The 17,498-nt window shown below is 30.8% G+C and carries 15 protein-coding genes and 2 pseudogenes; all 17 read left to right on the top strand.

The genetic code is table 11. The annotated features are described in order from the left end of the window. The first annotated feature begins 20 nt into the window (after positions 1–20). The 17 genes and pseudogenes from glpK to BSD9I1_RS06590 all read left to right on the top strand — a co-directional run bounded on the left by glpK (position 21) and on the right by BSD9I1_RS06590 (position 17,484). Positions 21–1,517 (top strand): glycerol kinase GlpK, encoded by a 1,497-nt coding sequence (gene glpK, locus BSD9I1_RS06665; RefSeq protein WP_186429680.1) that lies wholly within the window; start codon positions 21–23, stop codon positions 1,515–1,517. Between the two features lie 66 nt (positions 1,518–1,583). Further along, positions 1,584–3,023 carry an NAD(P)/FAD-dependent oxidoreductase gene (locus BSD9I1_RS06660; RefSeq protein ID WP_186429679.1) on the top strand — a complete coding sequence of 480 codons (1,440 nt, stop codon included), beginning with the start codon at positions 1,584–1,586 and terminating at the stop codon, positions 3,021–3,023. Positions 3,024–3,038: 15 nt separating this feature from the next. Next, complete coding sequence (locus BSD9I1_RS06655; protein ID WP_186429678.1) at positions 3,039–4,301, top strand: NAD(P)/FAD-dependent oxidoreductase; 1,263 nt, start codon at positions 3,039–3,041, stop codon at positions 4,299–4,301. Positions 4,302–4,305: 4 nt separating this feature from the next. Next, positions 4,306–4,662, top strand: a complete 357-nt coding sequence (locus BSD9I1_RS06650) for a DUF1667 domain-containing protein (RefSeq protein ID WP_186429677.1) — start codon at positions 4,306–4,308, stop codon at positions 4,660–4,662. Between the two features lie 209 nt (positions 4,663–4,871). Further along, positions 4,872–5,039, top strand: coding sequence for a hypothetical protein (locus tag BSD9I1_RS06645; protein WP_186429676.1), 168 nt, complete (start codon positions 4,872–4,874; stop codon positions 5,037–5,039). After that, positions 5,039–5,170, top strand: a pseudogene (locus tag BSD9I1_RS18865) (ATPase); the annotation flags it as partial. The gene BSD9I1_RS06645 and the pseudogene BSD9I1_RS18865, both read left to right, overlap by 1 nt. A 523-nt stretch (positions 5,171–5,693) precedes the next feature. Then, positions 5,694–6,230, top strand: a complete 537-nt coding sequence (sigZ, locus tag BSD9I1_RS06640) for an RNA polymerase sigma factor SigZ (RefSeq protein WP_186429675.1) — start codon at positions 5,694–5,696, stop codon at positions 6,228–6,230. A gap of 120 nt (positions 6,231–6,350) precedes the next feature. Beyond that, the gene (locus BSD9I1_RS06635; RefSeq protein ID WP_186429674.1) at positions 6,351–7,163 is read left to right on the top strand and encodes an arsenite methyltransferase; all 813 of its coding nucleotides are present in this window, start codon (positions 6,351–6,353) and stop codon (positions 7,161–7,163) included. 77 nt (positions 7,164–7,240) lie between these two features. Then, positions 7,241–7,372, top strand: coding sequence for a Fic family protein (locus BSD9I1_RS06630; protein WP_242966433.1), 132 nt, complete (start codon positions 7,241–7,243; stop codon positions 7,370–7,372). A 247-nt stretch (positions 7,373–7,619) separates the two neighbouring features. After that, positions 7,620–7,877, top strand: coding sequence for a YuzF family protein (locus BSD9I1_RS06625; RefSeq protein WP_207653888.1), 258 nt, complete (start codon positions 7,620–7,622; stop codon positions 7,875–7,877). A 289-nt stretch (positions 7,878–8,166) separates the two neighbouring features. Next, positions 8,167–9,126, top strand: coding sequence for an HNH endonuclease family protein (locus tag BSD9I1_RS06620; protein ID WP_186429673.1), 960 nt, complete (start codon positions 8,167–8,169; stop codon positions 9,124–9,126). Between the two features lie 196 nt (positions 9,127–9,322). Continuing rightward, positions 9,323–9,715, top strand: a pseudogene (locus tag BSD9I1_RS06615) (HNH endonuclease domain-containing protein); the annotation flags it as partial. A 543-nt stretch (positions 9,716–10,258) separates the two neighbouring features. Further along, on the top strand, positions 10,259–13,516 hold the full coding sequence (locus BSD9I1_RS06610; RefSeq protein ID WP_186429671.1) for an NACHT domain-containing NTPase: 3,258 nt from the start codon (positions 10,259–10,261) through the stop codon (positions 13,514–13,516). Positions 13,517–13,717: 201 nt separating this feature from the next. After that, positions 13,718–13,924, top strand: coding sequence for a hypothetical protein (locus tag BSD9I1_RS06605; protein ID WP_207653887.1), 207 nt, complete (start codon positions 13,718–13,720; stop codon positions 13,922–13,924). Positions 13,925–14,040: 116 nt separating this feature from the next. Beyond that, on the top strand, positions 14,041–15,039 hold the full coding sequence (locus BSD9I1_RS06600; RefSeq protein WP_242966432.1) for an HNH endonuclease domain-containing protein: 999 nt from the start codon (positions 14,041–14,043) through the stop codon (positions 15,037–15,039). Between the two features lie 329 nt (positions 15,040–15,368). Further along, positions 15,369–16,877 carry an AAA family ATPase gene (locus tag BSD9I1_RS06595; protein ID WP_186429670.1) on the top strand — a complete coding sequence of 503 codons (1,509 nt, stop codon included), beginning with the start codon at positions 15,369–15,371 and terminating at the stop codon, positions 16,875–16,877. Beyond that, a complete protein-coding gene (locus tag BSD9I1_RS06590) occupies positions 16,849–17,484 on the top strand; it encodes an HNH endonuclease (RefSeq protein ID WP_186429669.1) in 636 nt (211 codons plus the stop codon). The genes BSD9I1_RS06595 and BSD9I1_RS06590 overlap by 29 nt, the downstream gene beginning before the upstream one ends. Positions 17,485–17,498 lie beyond the last annotated feature (14 nt).

Below are 17,498 nucleotides of genomic sequence, written 5' to 3'. Positions count from 1 at the left end.
TTATGGGGGAGGGTAATTAAATGGGGAAGTATTATTTAGGTCTTGATCAAGGAACAACAGGGACTACGGCATTATTGTTTGATGAAAATTGGGATATTGCTGGGAAGGGATATAAAGAGCATACACAATATTATCCAAATCCCGGATGGGTTGAACACGATCCTATGGAAATTTGGAACAAGATATTAGAATCCATTGAGATGGCAGCAAATAGTGCAAATATATCTGTTTCTGATATTAAATGTATGGGACTTGATAATCAAGGGGAAACAGTGATGCTTTGGGATAAATATTCAGGTCAGCCTGTGTATAATGCAATTGTTTGGCAGGACAGAAGAACAGCTAGAATGGCAGATGATCTTTCTAAAAACTATGGTGGCATGATTAGAGAAAAAACAGGCCTTGTGGTAGATGCTTATTTTAGTGCAACAAAAATTAAATGGATTATAGATAATGTTGAAGGTGTAAAAGATAAAATAGCTGAAGGAAAGGTTATAGCTGGAACTTTAGATACTTGGATGATTTGGAAGCTTACTCATGGAAAGGTTCACGTAACGGATTACTCCACAGCTTCAAGAACAATGCTTTTAAATATACACACAGGAGAGTGGGATGATGAAATATTAAAGGCAATTGGTATTCCAAAGAGTATATTGCCTGAAATTCATGATAGCTCAGAATTATATGGTTATACAGATCCCCTAGATTTCTTTGGCGCAAAGATTCCTATATCCGGCTCCGTTGTGGATCAGCAGGCAGCTTTATTTGGTCAGGCTTGCTTTGAACCTGGAACAGTAAAGACAACCTATGGAACAGGGTGCTTTATGCTTATGAATACAGGAGATAAGCCAGTATACTCTAAAAATGGATTATTAACCACCGTTGGCTGGAGAATAAACGGGAAAAACATTACCTTTGCTCTTGATGGAGGTATCTACATTGCTGGTGCAGCAGTTCAGTGGTTAAGGGACGGAATTAAAATTATTGGAAAGGCCAGCGAAACTGAAGAAATGGCTAAGAGCGTTGAAAATACTGGGGGAGTGTATTTTGTTCCAGCCTTTGCAGGACTTGCAGCACCTCATTGGGATCAGTATGCAAGGGGAACCATTGTAGGAATTACTGGAGGAACCACAAGAGAGCACATTGCTCGTGCAACCCTTGAAAGCATTGCTTATCAAGTAAAGGATAACCTTGATGTTATGGTAAAGGATTCAGGTATTCCAATTGAAGTTATGAGAGTGGATGGGGGAGCAGTTGCTAATGACTTTTTAATGCAGTTCCAGGCAGATATATTAGGTATTCCTGTAGATGTTCCTGTGATTACTGAAACCACAGCCCTTGGAGCAGCGTATCTTGCGGCCTATGGAATTGGTGAATTCCATGATCTTAAGGAGCTTTCTAGCAACTGGAAACTATACAAGAGATATGAGCCTAAGATGAGTGCTGAAAAGAGAGAAGAACTATTGCATCACTGGCACAAAGCCGTTGAGAGAGCAAAGAGCTGGGAAGAAAATTAAAAGATAATATACATTTGGTCAGGATTTACCTGGCCAAATGCCTAAATATAGAAGGGAGATTTGACTATGTTAAAAGCAGATGTGGTTATTATAGGAGCTGGTGCTGTTGGATGTGCCACTGCAAGAGAGCTTTCAAAATATAAACTTGATATTATTGTAGTTGATAAAAATGAAGATATTGGAGGAGATGCTTCAAAATCTAACAGTGCTATCATACATACAGGTTATGATGCGACTCCTGGAACACTTGAGTCGGAGCTGGTGGTTGCAGCTAACCCAATGTATGATGAAATTACTAGGGATTTAGATGTACCATTTAAGCGCATAGGGGCTATTTTACCTGCCATTACCGATGAGCAGCTTGAAAAATTACCAGCTATAAAAGAAAAAGCCTTTAAAAATAGAGTTTATGATGTGGAGTATCTTTCACCAGAGCAGCTTTTAGAAATGGAGCCAAATTTAAATCCTGAGGTTAAGGGAGGACTTTATATTCCCCGTGAAAGCATTATCGACCCATTTATATATGTAACTGCCTTAGCTGAAAATGCCAATGCCAATAGAGTAAGTTTTCTTTTAAATACAAAGGTGACAGGAATTAATACAGAAAACGGTAAAATAAAATCCGTTGAAACCACAGGAGAAACCATTGAAACTACTTATGTAATTAATGCTGCAGCTCTATATTGTGATGAAATTGCAGCTATGGTTGGAAAGGCTGATTATAAAGTAGTAGCTCGCAGAGGACAGTTTTATATTTTGGACAAGAACACATCCTGTAAAGTTAATAAAATTGTACTTCCTATTCCTACAAAAATTACAAAGGGAAAGCTTATGTGTCCAACCATTCATGGAAATATGCTTGTAGGGCCAACAGCAGAGGATTTAGATAATAAGGTTGATAAGTCTGTAACTGTAGAGGGACTTGACAGCATTTTTGAAGATGTAAAGAGACTTGTACCTAATGTAAATATAAAAGACACCATTACTCAATACAGCGGTCTCCGTCCAAATAGAAATCCTGAAGGACTTCATGTTGATATGTATGATGATCTTGAGGGCTATGTAAATCTTTCAGGAGTACGTTCAACAGGATTAACACTATCTATTGCCATAGCAAAATATGTTGCACAAATGATGATTTCTCACGGTATGAATGCTGAGTTTAAGAAGGATTTTATATCTAAGAGAAAGGGAATCAAGCGCTTTCATGAACTTTCCTTAGAAGAGCAGGAAAAGGCAATAGCTGAAAATCCTCTTTATGGAAATATAATATGTAGGTGTGAAACCATAACAGAAGGGGAAATTGTTGATGCAATAAATAGGCCCTTAGGAGCAAAGAGCATGGATGCAGTAAAGCGCCGTGTTCGTGCTGGAATGGGACGCTGTCAGGGAGGATTTTGCGGACCTAAGGCTTTAGAAATCATTGCTCGCGAACTTGGAATTACCCCTGAAGAGGTGAATAAAAATAATGAAGGTTCATACATGGTTGTAGGTAAAACTAGATAGGAAGAGGGGATATAAATGTTTGAGATAAATTGTGATGTGGCAATTATAGGCGGTGGCCCTGCTGGACTTTCTGCTGCGGTTGCTGCTAAAAAAGAAGGAGCAGAAAAGGTAGTTATTATTGAACGTGATTCTAATATAGGCGGTATACTTCAGCAGTGCATTCACCCTGGATTTGGGCTGACTTATTTTAAGGAAGAGCTCACAGGTCCTGAATATGCAGGAAGATTTGGTGAAGAGGCTTTAAGTCTTGGGGTTGAGGTTTTGTTAAATTCAATGGTGCTTGAGGTTTTGCCAGAAGAAAATGCAGTAATATGTGTAAGTTCTAAAAATGGCATGACTAAGATTATTGCAAAAAGCATTGTTTTATCCATGGGATGCCGTGAAAGAACAAGGGCAAATATAATGATACCAGGCACAAGGCCTTCAGGTATTTATACTGCAGGGGCTGCGCAAAGGCTTGTTAACAGACAAAATGAAATGGTGGGAAGAAAAATTGTTATATTAGGCTCTGGAGATATAGGCATGATTATGGCAAGACGTATGACCTTAGAGGGAGCAGAGGTTGCAGCGGTTATAGAAATCATGGATTTCTTAGCAGGACTCACAAGAAATAAGGTTCAATGTCTTGATGATTTTAATATTCCACTTAAACTTTCTCACACAATAACTAGAATTGTTGGCAATGAACGTGTAGAAGGAGTTTATGTTGCAGAAGTTGATAAGGATAAAAAGCCAATTAAGGAAACAGAAGAATTTATTCAGTGTGATACATTACTTTTATCTGTAGGATTAATACCAGAAAATGAATTAACAAGAAAAGCTGAAATACAAATGAACTCTATTACAAATGGACCAGCTGTAAATCAATATATGCAGACCTCGGTAGATTCAATATTTGCTTGCGGAAATGTGGTTCATGTAAATGACCTGGTGGACAATGTAAGTGTTGAAAGTATTAAAGCTGGTACCTATGCAGCAAAGTATGCTCTGGGAACACTTCCTAAGACCACTAAAGTAGTTCAAGCAGTAACAGGAAACAACATTCGTTACTTATGTCCTCAAAGCATTAATGTTTCAGAAGAAGATGAAAAGGTTAAGCTTTACTTCCGAGTACTTGCTCCAGATACAAAGGTGAAAATTAGAGCAACATCAAATGAAAAGGTCATTGCAGAGAAAAAAGCAATAAGAATTAACCCAGGGGAAATGGAAAGTATAGAAGTCAGTACATCAAAGATTTCTGGTGATGAAGTTACTGTAGAAATCATAAAGGAGGTGTAGCAGCATGGTAAAGGAAGTTATTTGTACAATTTGCCCTATAGGCTGTCATATTACCGTTAAGGGAGAAGGAGATAACATTGAATCCATAGAGGGATATAGCTGTAATCGCGGTATAGAATATGCAAAAGCAGAATTTAGCCACCCAGTACGTATTTTAACAACAACTGTAAAACTAGACAGTGAAACCTCTCCACTCCTTGCAGTTCGATCTAATAAGCCAGTCCCTAAAGAATTACTTATTGATTGCATGGAAGAAATCAAAAAGGTTAAGGTTACCCCGCCTGTAAAAAGATATGATGTAATTATTGAAAACATCTGCGGCTGCGGGGTGGATATTGTTGCTACAGGGTGTACTGATTAGGGGTCAGGTACCTGGGTAAAAATGGAATGAGAAATGGAGTCATTCACGTGGCAAGTGGTAAGCGTACTTTAATAAAGCATGGCTTTTAGAGGCTATGCTTATTTTTTATTGCAAATTAGGTCAATTAGTATATGGAACTAAAAACTTTTAAATTTTTATTTGATAGTATATAATCATTACAAATATATTATGATTTTGGAGGAGTTAATATGGAAGTTGAGAAAAATACATTATATGATATGTTTTTAAATTATTCATATAGCGACTTGAAAAACTTATTTAAGAAAGCAAAGACCAAAGAGGAACGAGATTTCTACATGACTTTATCTAACATGGTATTGCAAAGAGAACAAGAAAAAGTAATAGGTAAACAATAATGCTTACTTATACCATATTTGTAGGGGTTAATGGTGCTGGTAAGACATCAATATATAAATCAATATATTATAATGATAATAAACATGAAAAGAGAATAAATACTGATGAGATGGTAGCAATAATAGGATCATGCCCCAGGAAATATAAACTCAGCTAATGGAGAAGATAAGCAAAACAAAAGTAATAGTGATAAAAAAGCAGAAAATCAACCTGTACAAGCAGTAGATAATAAAAATGCTGATATCAAAGAAGTTAAAGAAAAAGTTATTAAACTTACAGATGCAGATCATAAAAAGCTTAATATATTCTTTGGTAATTTTTGTGAAACCTATGTAAAAGCCTTTGGTAAAGGAAAAATTTCAGATAGTAAATTGATACACTTGCTGTGCCTTCATGATATTAGATTGTAGCAACCAGAGAATGTCCGTTGCATTGACATTCTCCGGAATAGGGTCTGACCCCATAGCACGAACTGGAAGTTACTGCTTGCTAAAGAAAAAACGTTATTCGTTGGTGATGCAAATTATGAGGATTTCTATAATAACAATGGCAATTATGATAAAGATAAGTTAGATATATAAAGGGTAGCGTAATAGAAAATAACTGTTAAAATATCAATAGATTGTGGCTTTAAAGCCAGGAAAGGAAAGCTTATGGAGGAAAATATAAAATCAATCTGGAATGATTTTAGAGCTGAATTGTTATATTTTATTAAAACAAAAGTGAAGGATGAATATGCTGCAGAGGATATACTTCAAGAGGTTTTCATAAAGGTTTATAAAAGTATTGAGCAATTAGAAGATCCAACTAAGCTTAAATCATGGCTTTACACAACTACTAATAATACTATAATTGATTATTATAGAAGAAAGCAAAACATACCAGAACTAGATGAAATAGAAGATATACCGATAATTGAAGATAATGCTAAAAATATGAATGAAGAAATTGCAGAGTGTATTAAGTCTATGTTACATGAACTACCTGACAAGTATAAACAATCTTTAAAATTATATGAATATAATAGAATGAAACATAAAGATATATCTGAAAAATTAAATTTATCATTGTCAGGATCAAAAACAAGAGTTCAAAGGGCTAGAAATCAATTAAAGGAAATGTTGATGGAGTGTTGTGAATTTGAACTTGATGCTTATGGAAATATTATAGATTATAAAAGAAAGAAATAATTTAATATAGATAACACCAAAAACTACAACAAAAAAAGTTGTAGTTTTTTTGCGACCAATCTACATTCTGCTCGTCTTTATATATGAGAAAAATAATTTATAAGTTTTGGAGGGATATTTATGTTTAATAATAAAGAAGAAGTAAGAGGTCATATACGTAAAAGGTATGCTGGTGTTGCTAAGAATGCTTCAAAAGGTTGTGGCTGTGGTTCTGGTTGTTGTGGAGGTAATGAAAATACTTTAGATTATAATCCAAATTATATTGAGGAAGTTTCTAATAAAATTGGCTACACAAAAGGTGATGTTAACAGTGTTCCCGAAGAAAGTAATATGGGTTTAGGATGTGGGAATCCTATTGCTATTGCAGGACTTAAGGAAGGAGAAGGAGTTCTTGACCTTGGAAGCGGAGGAGGTTTTGATTGCTTTCTTGCAAGGAGACAGGTAGGAGAAAGTGGATATGTAATTGGAGTAGACATGACACCAGAAATGATTCAGCTATCAAGAAAAAATGCAGAAAAAAGTAAATATACTAATGTAGAGTTTAGGCTAGGTGAAATTGAATATCTACCTGTTAGGGACAAGTCAATTGATGTTATTATATCAAATTGTGTAATCAATTTGTCTTTAGATAAAGAGCAGGTATTTAGAGAAGCTTATAGGGTTCTAAAATCTGGTGGAAGGCTATCGATATCAGATGTTATTGCAACAGCAGAGCTTCCAGAAAGTATGAAACAGGATTTAGCTATGTTATGTGGTTGTATTTCAGGTGCAGAATATAGTGAAAATATAAAAAACATCCTAGAAAAGGTAGGGTTTAAGGATATAAAAATGACACCTAAAGATAATAGCAAGGAAATAATAAAATCCTGGGCGCCAAACACCGATGTTCAAGACTATGTGGCTTCTTTTATAATTGAAGCAAAGAAAGAATAGAAATGAAAACATTGTAGTAAGTGATACTTTGATAAAGCATGGGTTTTATAGCTCATGCTTATTTTTTTATGTAGCAAGTGGGCTGCAAGCATCCCATAATACTTGCAGCAGAGTTTCATCATAAATTTACTTTTATACATCCTTTTATAGACAGAAATGGTAGATGTGGAAGACTTCTTATGAATTTAATTCTTAAAGAAAATTATTAAGCTAATGATATAAAGCTGTGCCTACCATAGTATGAAAAGGAAATAACACAACAATTTAAAGAAAAGCTTAAATAAAATATATTGTGGAATGGTGCCTGACCCCGTGGCAGGAACTGTAAGTTACTGCTTGCTAACAGAACCAAGGTAACGAAAGGATTGGAATTCCTATCCTTTTATAAATAGTAACACTTTCTATATATCCCATATATTATAAAGTGTATCAATTTTATTTATTGGAGTTAGGAGAATGAATAATGAATCATATCAAAAGCAGATGATGAAAAACAGGCAACTAATATACTATACAACACTAGTAGATCCTTATGTTGTAGATGTATTAAAAACAATTATAGGCCAATCAGTAGTTATTGAAACAGTTAGAGGAAATCTGCAAGGTATACTATCAGATGTAAAGCCTGATCATGTTGTTGTAAAATCCTATGATAATGACACAATATTTTTTGTTCGAATTCAGCAAATTGTTCATGTAATGCCAACACATTAGTAGAACAATATAACAAGGGTGAAGTATCAATACTTCACTCTTGTTATATCAAGACAAAGAATCGTATACTATATAAGAGATGAAGTAGAAGATTTTATATCAAGTTACATAGTAAAAGATCAGGGTACATTAAACAGTGACAAGCTAGAAGATTTTATTAAACAATGCAGTATTCATATATGTTTCAACAGATAACACTGAAGATGCTTTTAGACTTTTCACAATACTAAATGATAGAGGCGTACCATTAACAGCTTCAGATATATTAAAATCCATAAATATAGGAGCTTTGAAAGAAGAAAAAGAGATAAAAAAATATTCAAAAACTTGGGAAGAACTAGAGAGTAAATATGGACAGTACTTTGAAAGATTTCTTGAATTTATAAGGGCTATTTTAGTTAAAAGGAAAGCAAGAGCAAATCTTTTAGATGAATATGAAGCTAATATATATAATAGCGGAAAATTGGAGAAGGGAAAGGAAACCCTAGCTCTTATTATGCAGTATGACAGCATATATGACGATATTATAGAGCTGCAGGATGCTAATTTAAGTAATGAATATAAAAATCTTATAACTATAATGAAACTAGGTCTTCCATCAGAAGATTGGATACCTTCACTGCTTTTTTACTATAGTAAATTTAAGGATAAAAATCTTATAGAGTTTTTAAGAAAGCTAGAATATAAATTTGCAGGGGATTGGATATGTAAATATAATTCTACTAAAAGGCTTGAGGCTATGAATAGAATTACAAAAGCTATTGAACAAACAGATGAAGAGCATTTAGATGAATTTTTACAAAATGAGGATTTATTTGCTATAGATACAAACCTTTTTAGATATAACATTGAAGGAGAAGTATACAAAACTAGGTTTGCTAAATACTTATTATTAAAGCTGGAATATTTAATGGGAGATAATACTGTTCACTTATCTGGATACAAAAGAATTAGTGTAGAACATGTGCTTCCTCAAAATCCAAGTGATAACAGCCAGTGGATAAAAGATTTTTCCAAGGAAGAAAGAGAAAAGTGGACTCATAGAATTGCTAATTTAGTTTTAATAAGCCAAATCAAAAACAGTAAGCTTAGCAACTTAGATTTTATAGATAAAAAGACTAAGTATTTAAAACAAAGGGTGGATGTTTTCCATGCCAATAAAATATTTTTACAACAAAATGATGCATGGACACCTGATATTTTAGAAGAAAGACAAAAGGAATTGGTGGATACTTTGATAGAAAATTAGGTGCCACTCACATGACAAGTGGCAAGTGATATTTCAATGAAGCATGGCTTTTAGAGTCCATGCTTCATTCTTTTGTAAGTTCACTGCATAAATTGCATAATATTGACACATTTAACCATAATTTGTGGTAAAATGTAATGGGTGGTATAACTTTAGCTCAAATTTATATTATTAAGAGTAACAGAAAGGTGACATAGAAGAAAACTATGATAGTCATGGAATGCTTAGTATTGACCATTTCATTCTATGGAGCTTTGTGCTGCACGATGAGATGTGGAACCTTGTACCTACTTTTAAGAATATAAATAGTTCTAAAAGTGATAAGTTACTTAAATATGACACATACATCAATGACTTTTGTGACATACAGTATAAAGCAGTAGGATATCTTGCTCAAAAGGGTAAAGAAAGAGATTTAGAATGTTACATTGATGTTTTAAAAATAGGGAATTTTCATGAATATTTGAAGTATAAACCTAAAAAGGATTTTAATGAGAAACTAAAGCAATGTATTTCACCACTATACCAAATTGCAGAAAATCAGGGGTTTGAGGTGGTGGAGAGAGGTTTTTTAGAAGGAAAGGTATAAAGTACTATTCTATATTTATAATGCAGAACTAGAGGAAGTAATTTGAAGAAAACGTAAGATAAAGGGAAAGTTATTAAGAACCAAAGATTTTGGGACTATAAAGGTTGAGAAGCATGGGGAAGAGATATTAAGGATTTTAAGGAGAGAGGTATAAATAGTTAGGAGAAAGCTGGCTCAAGTTTTTTAATATAGTTATAAATGAGGCACCAGCAATATCAAAACGATTGTAATGAGTTTGATATACAAGGAAGTTGTAAGTAGATAGGGGGGAAGATGGTGTATATAATTGGAAATTAATTAGCCAATCGAGCCTGCATTCTTATTAGATTAACAATGAAATAATAATTATGATTGTATTGTAAAAAGTAAGGTGTGAATTTTACACGGTAATGGAGTATATCTATTAGAGGAATGGTTATGGCTGTAAGTTTTTCATTAAAAAATAATATACTAATTACACATGCATAGTAAACACAAGAGGGAGAAGCATTATTATAATGCTCACTTGTAAAATACAAATGATAGAAAGGATGGTTAGCCGGATTGACAAAAATAAAGCAGGAGCAAAAGGGGTCTATAGGGTCTACTAATATACAAATTGCAAATCTTATAATTAAAAATAGTTCAGGTGATAGTCATATAGATGAAATTTGCATAGATATAGATACAAATGAACTTATTAAATTACAAACTGAAGAGCAGAGAAAAACAAGTAAAGATTCTACACATGGTCTTAATCACAGTGTTTATGAAAGTTTAAAAGGAGTTTTACGAAAGTATTATCTTAATAATTATAAAAAGATAGATAGGACGATGGGAGGATCAATTAATACTGAAAATCTTTCTTTTAATTTAATCGATAGAAAGGCTCCTGAAAAAGAAAAATCAACTAAATATGAGATTGTTAACTCTATACTTTTAAAAGATATATTACAATTATCAAAAGGAAAGGCACTTATTCTAGGAGATCCAGGTATAGGAAAAACTACTTTATGCAAATTTATTTTACAACAGTGGAGTGTTGGAGATTTATGGGAAAGTAGTATTGTAATATATTTGCAATTGAAAGAGTGGAATGAAAAAAGTGAAGATTTTAAAACGTTAGGTGACTTTATATTAGAGAAGTATAGTAAATTTAAAGAAAAAGAGCTGGACTATTTGTTAAGTAGTGACAATGTTATATTTATATTTGATGGCTTAAATGAAATTCTTTCTAAGAATAAAAAGAATTTTTTTGACAAATTATCTATGGAAAACTTACATAATTGTATTTTTACATCTCAATCATATGATTATGATGAATTAATTAAAAAAGATTATGAAATTTTTGAGAATATAGGATTAAAAAAGGAGAATATAAAACAGTATTTAGAAGATTATTTTAACTATAAAGAACCTTTTGCTAATAATATTAGTAATGATATTATGAATATTAATGTAGATTTAACCAAAAATCCTATGCTATTGGATATGATTTGTTTTTTGAAAGGGAAAGATGAATATACTAAAACCGAAACAATAACAGAAATATATGAAGGGTTATTAGAAAAGTATATTGAAATCTATATAGAAGATGAAAAAGAATTTGATCTACCTGATTCCGGTAAATTTATAAGTATAATATCAGAATTATCATACAAATCATTAATTAGTTCACGAAGTTATATAACAGGTAGGGAATTTAGCGAATTTTTAAATGAGTCTAAAATGGAGTATTCAAAGAAAAAAAACTTTTTTAACGATAAATTTTTAAATGTAGGATTTTTTCGTGCAAAATATCCTAATAGACAATGGCGGGAAAACAAATATGAGTTTTTTCACTCTACATTTCAAGAGTTTCTTACAGCAAAGCATATAGTTTCAAAATTTGATGAAACTAGTTTGATAAAATTTTTAGATGAGTATAAATATGAAAAGCGGTTCGAACAAGTTTTTAGATTTTTATTTGGGATATTATCAATAAATAGTGAAGATAGAAAATTAAATATTTTGTTTGATAATCTATTAAATAATGGAGTAGATATTATAGGTTTCGAATATTTATTACTGATCTTGAAATGTTTACATGATGTTGAACAGGAAAAAATTAATTGTATTGGGACTATTTCTAGCATCCTTAAGCGATGGATTAATTTTTTATTAAAAGATATGACAATTGATAGTTTAAGATTTGCAAATCATTTCCGAAAAATTGCAAACCTAGTTAAATCATCAAAGCAAGCATCTAAGCTAATTATTAATGCTCTGAATGAATATAGTAATGATGAATCGAAATTGATCCAGTTTATTTCAATTGAAATTTTATATTTATTGGGTGAAAAGGACAATGGTATAAATTTGATTGCAGTAGAGGTGATAGAAGACTATAAGGAAGATATTAATTTCAAATGTTATGTATTAGAAACGATAGGAAGATTGAAAATATTCGATTCTAATATAAAATGTATGTTTGAAAATTTGATTGAAGAAGATTGTTTTGAAGTAATTTTAGTTGATATTCTTGAATCGTTAATAAGATTAGGAGAAGTATACGATGAAGCTAATGAAATTGCAATAGAAATATTGTTTAGCGATATAGATTGGGTTAGAGAAGAAGCAATTAAGGCTTTATTTGAAGAAGAGATACAAAATACTAATTTGAAAAGACTGGTAGTAGATTATATAGATGATAGCGGCGATGAAGATGATTTAGATACCCAAACTGCTATTGAAATATTATTAAAAATAGGCATAAATAATGAAGAAGCTGAAATTTTAAATGAAAAGCTTACAAATCTTATGAATAATACCTCTAGTATAATATTAAAACATAAAGTTTTAAAAGCGATATCAGAATTTAATTTAGAACAGTGCGATGATGAAAAATTTTACAGAGACATTCTTATTTCGATAACAGGAATTTTAGATTTAGTTGCTAGTTATAGTAACAACACTGATATAGAAGAGGATATAGTTGTTGGAGAAGGTATAAGTGCCCTAGAAACCTTTAGAAAAATTAGAAATGAGGATGGTAATTATTCGGATTTCTATAGTTTTTTAATAAAGTACATTCCTTACTATTCTATAAAGAAACAAATTATTTGCGACATGATTGATTTAAATTATATTAACGATGTAATAATTGAAGAAATTAAAAATAGCTTAATTGAAAGTGATTTAGATGCAGAAGAGTTTGGTGCATATAGTGCAGCTAAACTATTTCAATATGGAAACTTTAATAGAGAAATTGCAGATGCAATAGCTAGTTTATGGATAAAATTAGACAAAGATAATAGTAATAAAGATCACTTAAAAGATCAAATTGTTAAATATATATATAAGTGTATATTATCGAATGAAGAATTTTATAATTATATTAAAGAATACGAAAAAATCAATCCAGAGTTATTAATAACTGAGTCTATGGTGGCATTTATTTATACAAATATTGAAATGCTGAGTAGCGATTTTTTTTCAGCATATACAATAAATGTATTACATGAAGCAGGAGTAAATGATTTAGATTTAGTAAAAAAACTTAATCAATATTATTTGAAAAACTACAATAAGAAACAAATTAAATCTGTTGCATCTTATGTTAAAGTTGCAACAGAAGAATTAATTAAAGTTTATTTAAGTAATCCAAGTAATAAATTATTACAACTGATATTTTATAAAGCTTTGGAGAACTCAACAGTTATATATCAAGGTGAAGATAATTTATTACATATCCTTGAATTTGGAGATGAAAGTGTAGTGGAAGTAGGCGAAAATGAAAAAAATACGATAATAGAGATGTTCAATAATTTCAGAGAAATATGATTGAATTTATGAAGTACATAAAATTAGCCACATAATTTCTATATATTAAATTTAATTGTAAACTGAGATATCAATATTATAAGTATGATTCTATGGAAGTTAAAGTACAGGTTTCATATAAAATGGACATGTCAGATTGATGATGTTAAGATATATAAATTTTTTTATAAGTAAAATTATATTTGAGAGGGGTAGCAAGTAATGAATATAGATTGGGTTTTAGAAAATAAAGAATGGATTTTTAGTGGTATAGGAGTATTAATCATCTCAGGAGTAATTAGCATATGTAAATATCTCACTAATAAAAATAAAATTAATCCCAATATAGAAATTAAGCAAAAACAAAAAGGGGGGAAGCATTCACACAATATTCAAATAGGTCAGATAAACAAAGGAAAGGATGAATAGGAATAGTGGCATATATAGAACAAGAACAAAAATGGCCTTTAGGATCTACTTATATACAAATTGAAAATGCTACATTTTCAATTTGATTAGGTATAGCGATGTGAAGGCAAGAAGAAGTGAGCCTTGGAAATAGTAAAATTGAATTTAATAAAATTATAGCAAGAATGATAGTTGGGGCTTGGTATCCAACTTTACAATATAAACTAAGCTTTGGCATGTTTGATAACTTGAAAAAGCCAATAAATTATATTGCTTTAAAATATGCATTTAACCCAAATTGTGATGAGGGTAAACTTCTAGGGCTCTTATGTGAAAATGAGGATAAAGAACTTAAGAAAATGATGAAGGATTTAACTGTTAATGTTCCATATAGATTACTTTCACCGTTTTTTTCAGAGGAGCTTAGAGGAAAAAAAGATGATTTGAAAGAAAAACTAATTACTGAGTTATCCTTAACCAGTGATAGCTGTCTTTATAAAATTGTTAAAGGTGATACAGATAAGATTGTTTTAAATGAAGGATGGGCTGACTATCTTAAGGAAAACTATAGAGTAGTAAAATCATGGATTTATTATAAACTTGTATGTTTTTTACAAAAGAGAAATCCTAATGTTTCTGCTATAGCTTTTAAGTTAGAAGCACCTAAAACTAGAAACCTTACAAAGGCTACAAAGCTTTGGAAAGAAATCATTATTTCAAAGGGAATCAATGATATTTACACCGGCAAAGATTTTATTGAAGAAAACTATAAAAACCATGGAGTACTTAGTATTGATCATTTCATTCCATGGAGTTTTGTGTTGCACGATGAGATGTGGAACCTTGTACCTACTTTTAAGAATGTAAACAGTTCTAAAAGTGATAAGCTGCTTAAATATGATACATATATCAATGACTTTTGTGATATACAGTATAAAGCAGTAACATATCTTGCTCAAAAAGGTAAAGAAAGAGATTTAGAAGGTTACATTGATGTCTTAAAAATAGAAAATTTTCATGAGTATTTAAAGTATAAACCTAAAGAAGATTTTAATGAGAAATTAAAGCAATGTATTTCGCCATTATATCAAATTGCAGAAAATCAGGGGTTTGAGGTGGTGGAGAGGGTTTTTTAGATATTCATTAATACTGTAACATCATAGGAAATATAAAGGTTAAAAAATATGAGCAAAGGTATATGAGGATTTCCAAGGGAGATATGTAAATAGAAAAGAGGAGAATTGTTTATAATGATAGATGTATTGGCACAATAGTGAGATTTGTATGGAGTTTACTTATGTAAAGTTAAGAACATAGAGAAAGATAATGTCTAAAATGGGAAGTTGGTAGAAAGAAAATCTGACTATGATTTCCAATTAATGAGTAGTAATAATAGTAGATATAGTTAGTAAAAATTTGATGGAGAAGGAAAGTGAATTATGATTATTCGCTTGAAGGAGGTAAGATGGAGAATTTTAAACTATTTAGAGTATTGATTAAGAATAGAGAACGAGACATTTACAACGTACATTTTTGTGAAGATGACACGTATTCTAATAATGAGGTACCTTTTACTACAGTACTAATAGGTGCAAACGGTACCGGAAAGAGCTTTTTATTAGCTGAAGTGTCAGAACTATTTCGTCAAATACATCAAAAAATATTTAATAATCGTATTTTAAAATTAAAATATAAATTTTACGAAGTTGAATACAGTATAGGAAAACATAAGGTTATCATAACTATTTCAGATAATAAGATTATTAATATAAAATATAACTTAAAAGATATTAATATAAAAGATATTGATAAAAACGAACTTATTTTACCAATATCCAATTTAGCAGTATCTTACCTGTTAAATGATAAATTCTATTTTGCAAATAAAAAGGATTTAGTTGATACTGATGAAAATTATAAATATTTAGGAATTAGACAGGCCTCAAATGTAGCCTTTACAAGTTCAATAAGCAATCAAGTGCAGAATTGTTTAATAGAGTTAATGTTAAAAGCAAATAATGGAGATCATCTAAAAAAAATTTTTAATTTTTTAACATTTGATTTAAAATTTAACCTACAGATAGTAGCTAAAAGAAAAACATTATTTAACAAGAATAATCTTGAAAAGGCTATTCAAAATGAAATTGATAAATCAAACAATAGGCGTTCTATTAGAAAAGATTTTCGAGATGATGCAATAGCTAAAATCACTACAGATGATATTAAAGAAATAAAAGAAATGATTGTTGGAGCGGAACTGGATAATATTAAGTATAAAAATATAATTAATTATTATTTTGATTTACAAAAAAAATCCGCATATGATGTTCTTGAAAGTCAATATAATTGTATAAAGAAAATGATCGACTTACGTTTGATTAATATCAATTTAGTATTTTATAAAAAAGATATTAAGTTTAATTTTGATGATGCTAGTTCGGGGGAAAAGCAAATACTATTTACATTTTTAAATATGTTAAATAATATTCAGCATGGATCACTGATATTAATAGATGAACCTGAAATAAGTTTACATCCTAATTGGCAAATGACATACATATCGTGTTTAAAAAGTATATTTCAAGAATACAATGATTGTCATTTTCTTATAGCCACACACTCTCATTATATTATATCAGATCTGAAATCAGAATCATCATCTGTTGTAGTTTTAAAAAGAGAATTGGATGGTAATGATATTAATTCTAAATTACTTAAAGAGGATACTTATGCATGGTCAGCCGAAAATATTTTATATAATGTATTTCAATTACGTACTACAAGAAATTACTATTTTGAAGTTGATTTAAGAAATTTAGTTACACTAGTAGAAAATAAATCAAATAATTTAGAGGAAATAAAAAAGTTATATGATAAATTATTAAAATATACATGTGGAAAAGAAGATCCATTAAGCATTATTTTGCATTCTGTGGAGGCATACATTGAGAATATTGAAGATATTAAAAAATAATATAATTTTATCCCAGGATATGATCGAATATATTGATAGCTTAAAACCATATACCGGTGAAAGCTGGAAGATTAATACAAATAATATGAAGGCATTTAAAAAGATATTAAGAGATGAAATGGATAAGGGGCAGGATGGAAGATGTGCTTACTGTGGGTCTAAATATGGCGTGACTAGTGACAATAATATTGAACATATTGCACCAAAAGCAACAAAATTATATCCTCAATTTGGATTTACACCTATGAATTTGGTCTTATCTTGTACCTTATGCAATAACAGAAGCCATAAAGGGGAAATTGATACAATATCTAAATATGATGATGACTATAATAAGTGCACATTTATCATTGTGCACCCATACTTTGATGATCCGAAAGAGCATTTTGATAATACCATTACAAATGATAATGGAATTATTTTTGTTGGTAAAAGTAGACAGGGATTAAAGAGTATTGAAATATTTGGACTTAATGATGAACCTAAATCCACTGAACGTGCAAAGGATATTATTGGTGATTATCAGAGAGCGACAATGACTAACGATAAAATGAAACTTTTAATTGAAGAAGCATTGGTTTATAAGGGCAGCAACACAGCTTGTTAGTAATCTTCTAATTA

Origin of the sequence: Clostridium sp. BSD9I1 (genome assembly GCF_900185645.1) — a bacterium.
GTDB lineage: Bacteria > Bacillota > Clostridia > Clostridiales > Clostridiaceae > Clostridium_AK.
Note: the sequence above shows the minus strand (reverse complement) of the source record. Positions and strands in the feature narration are given on the sequence as shown.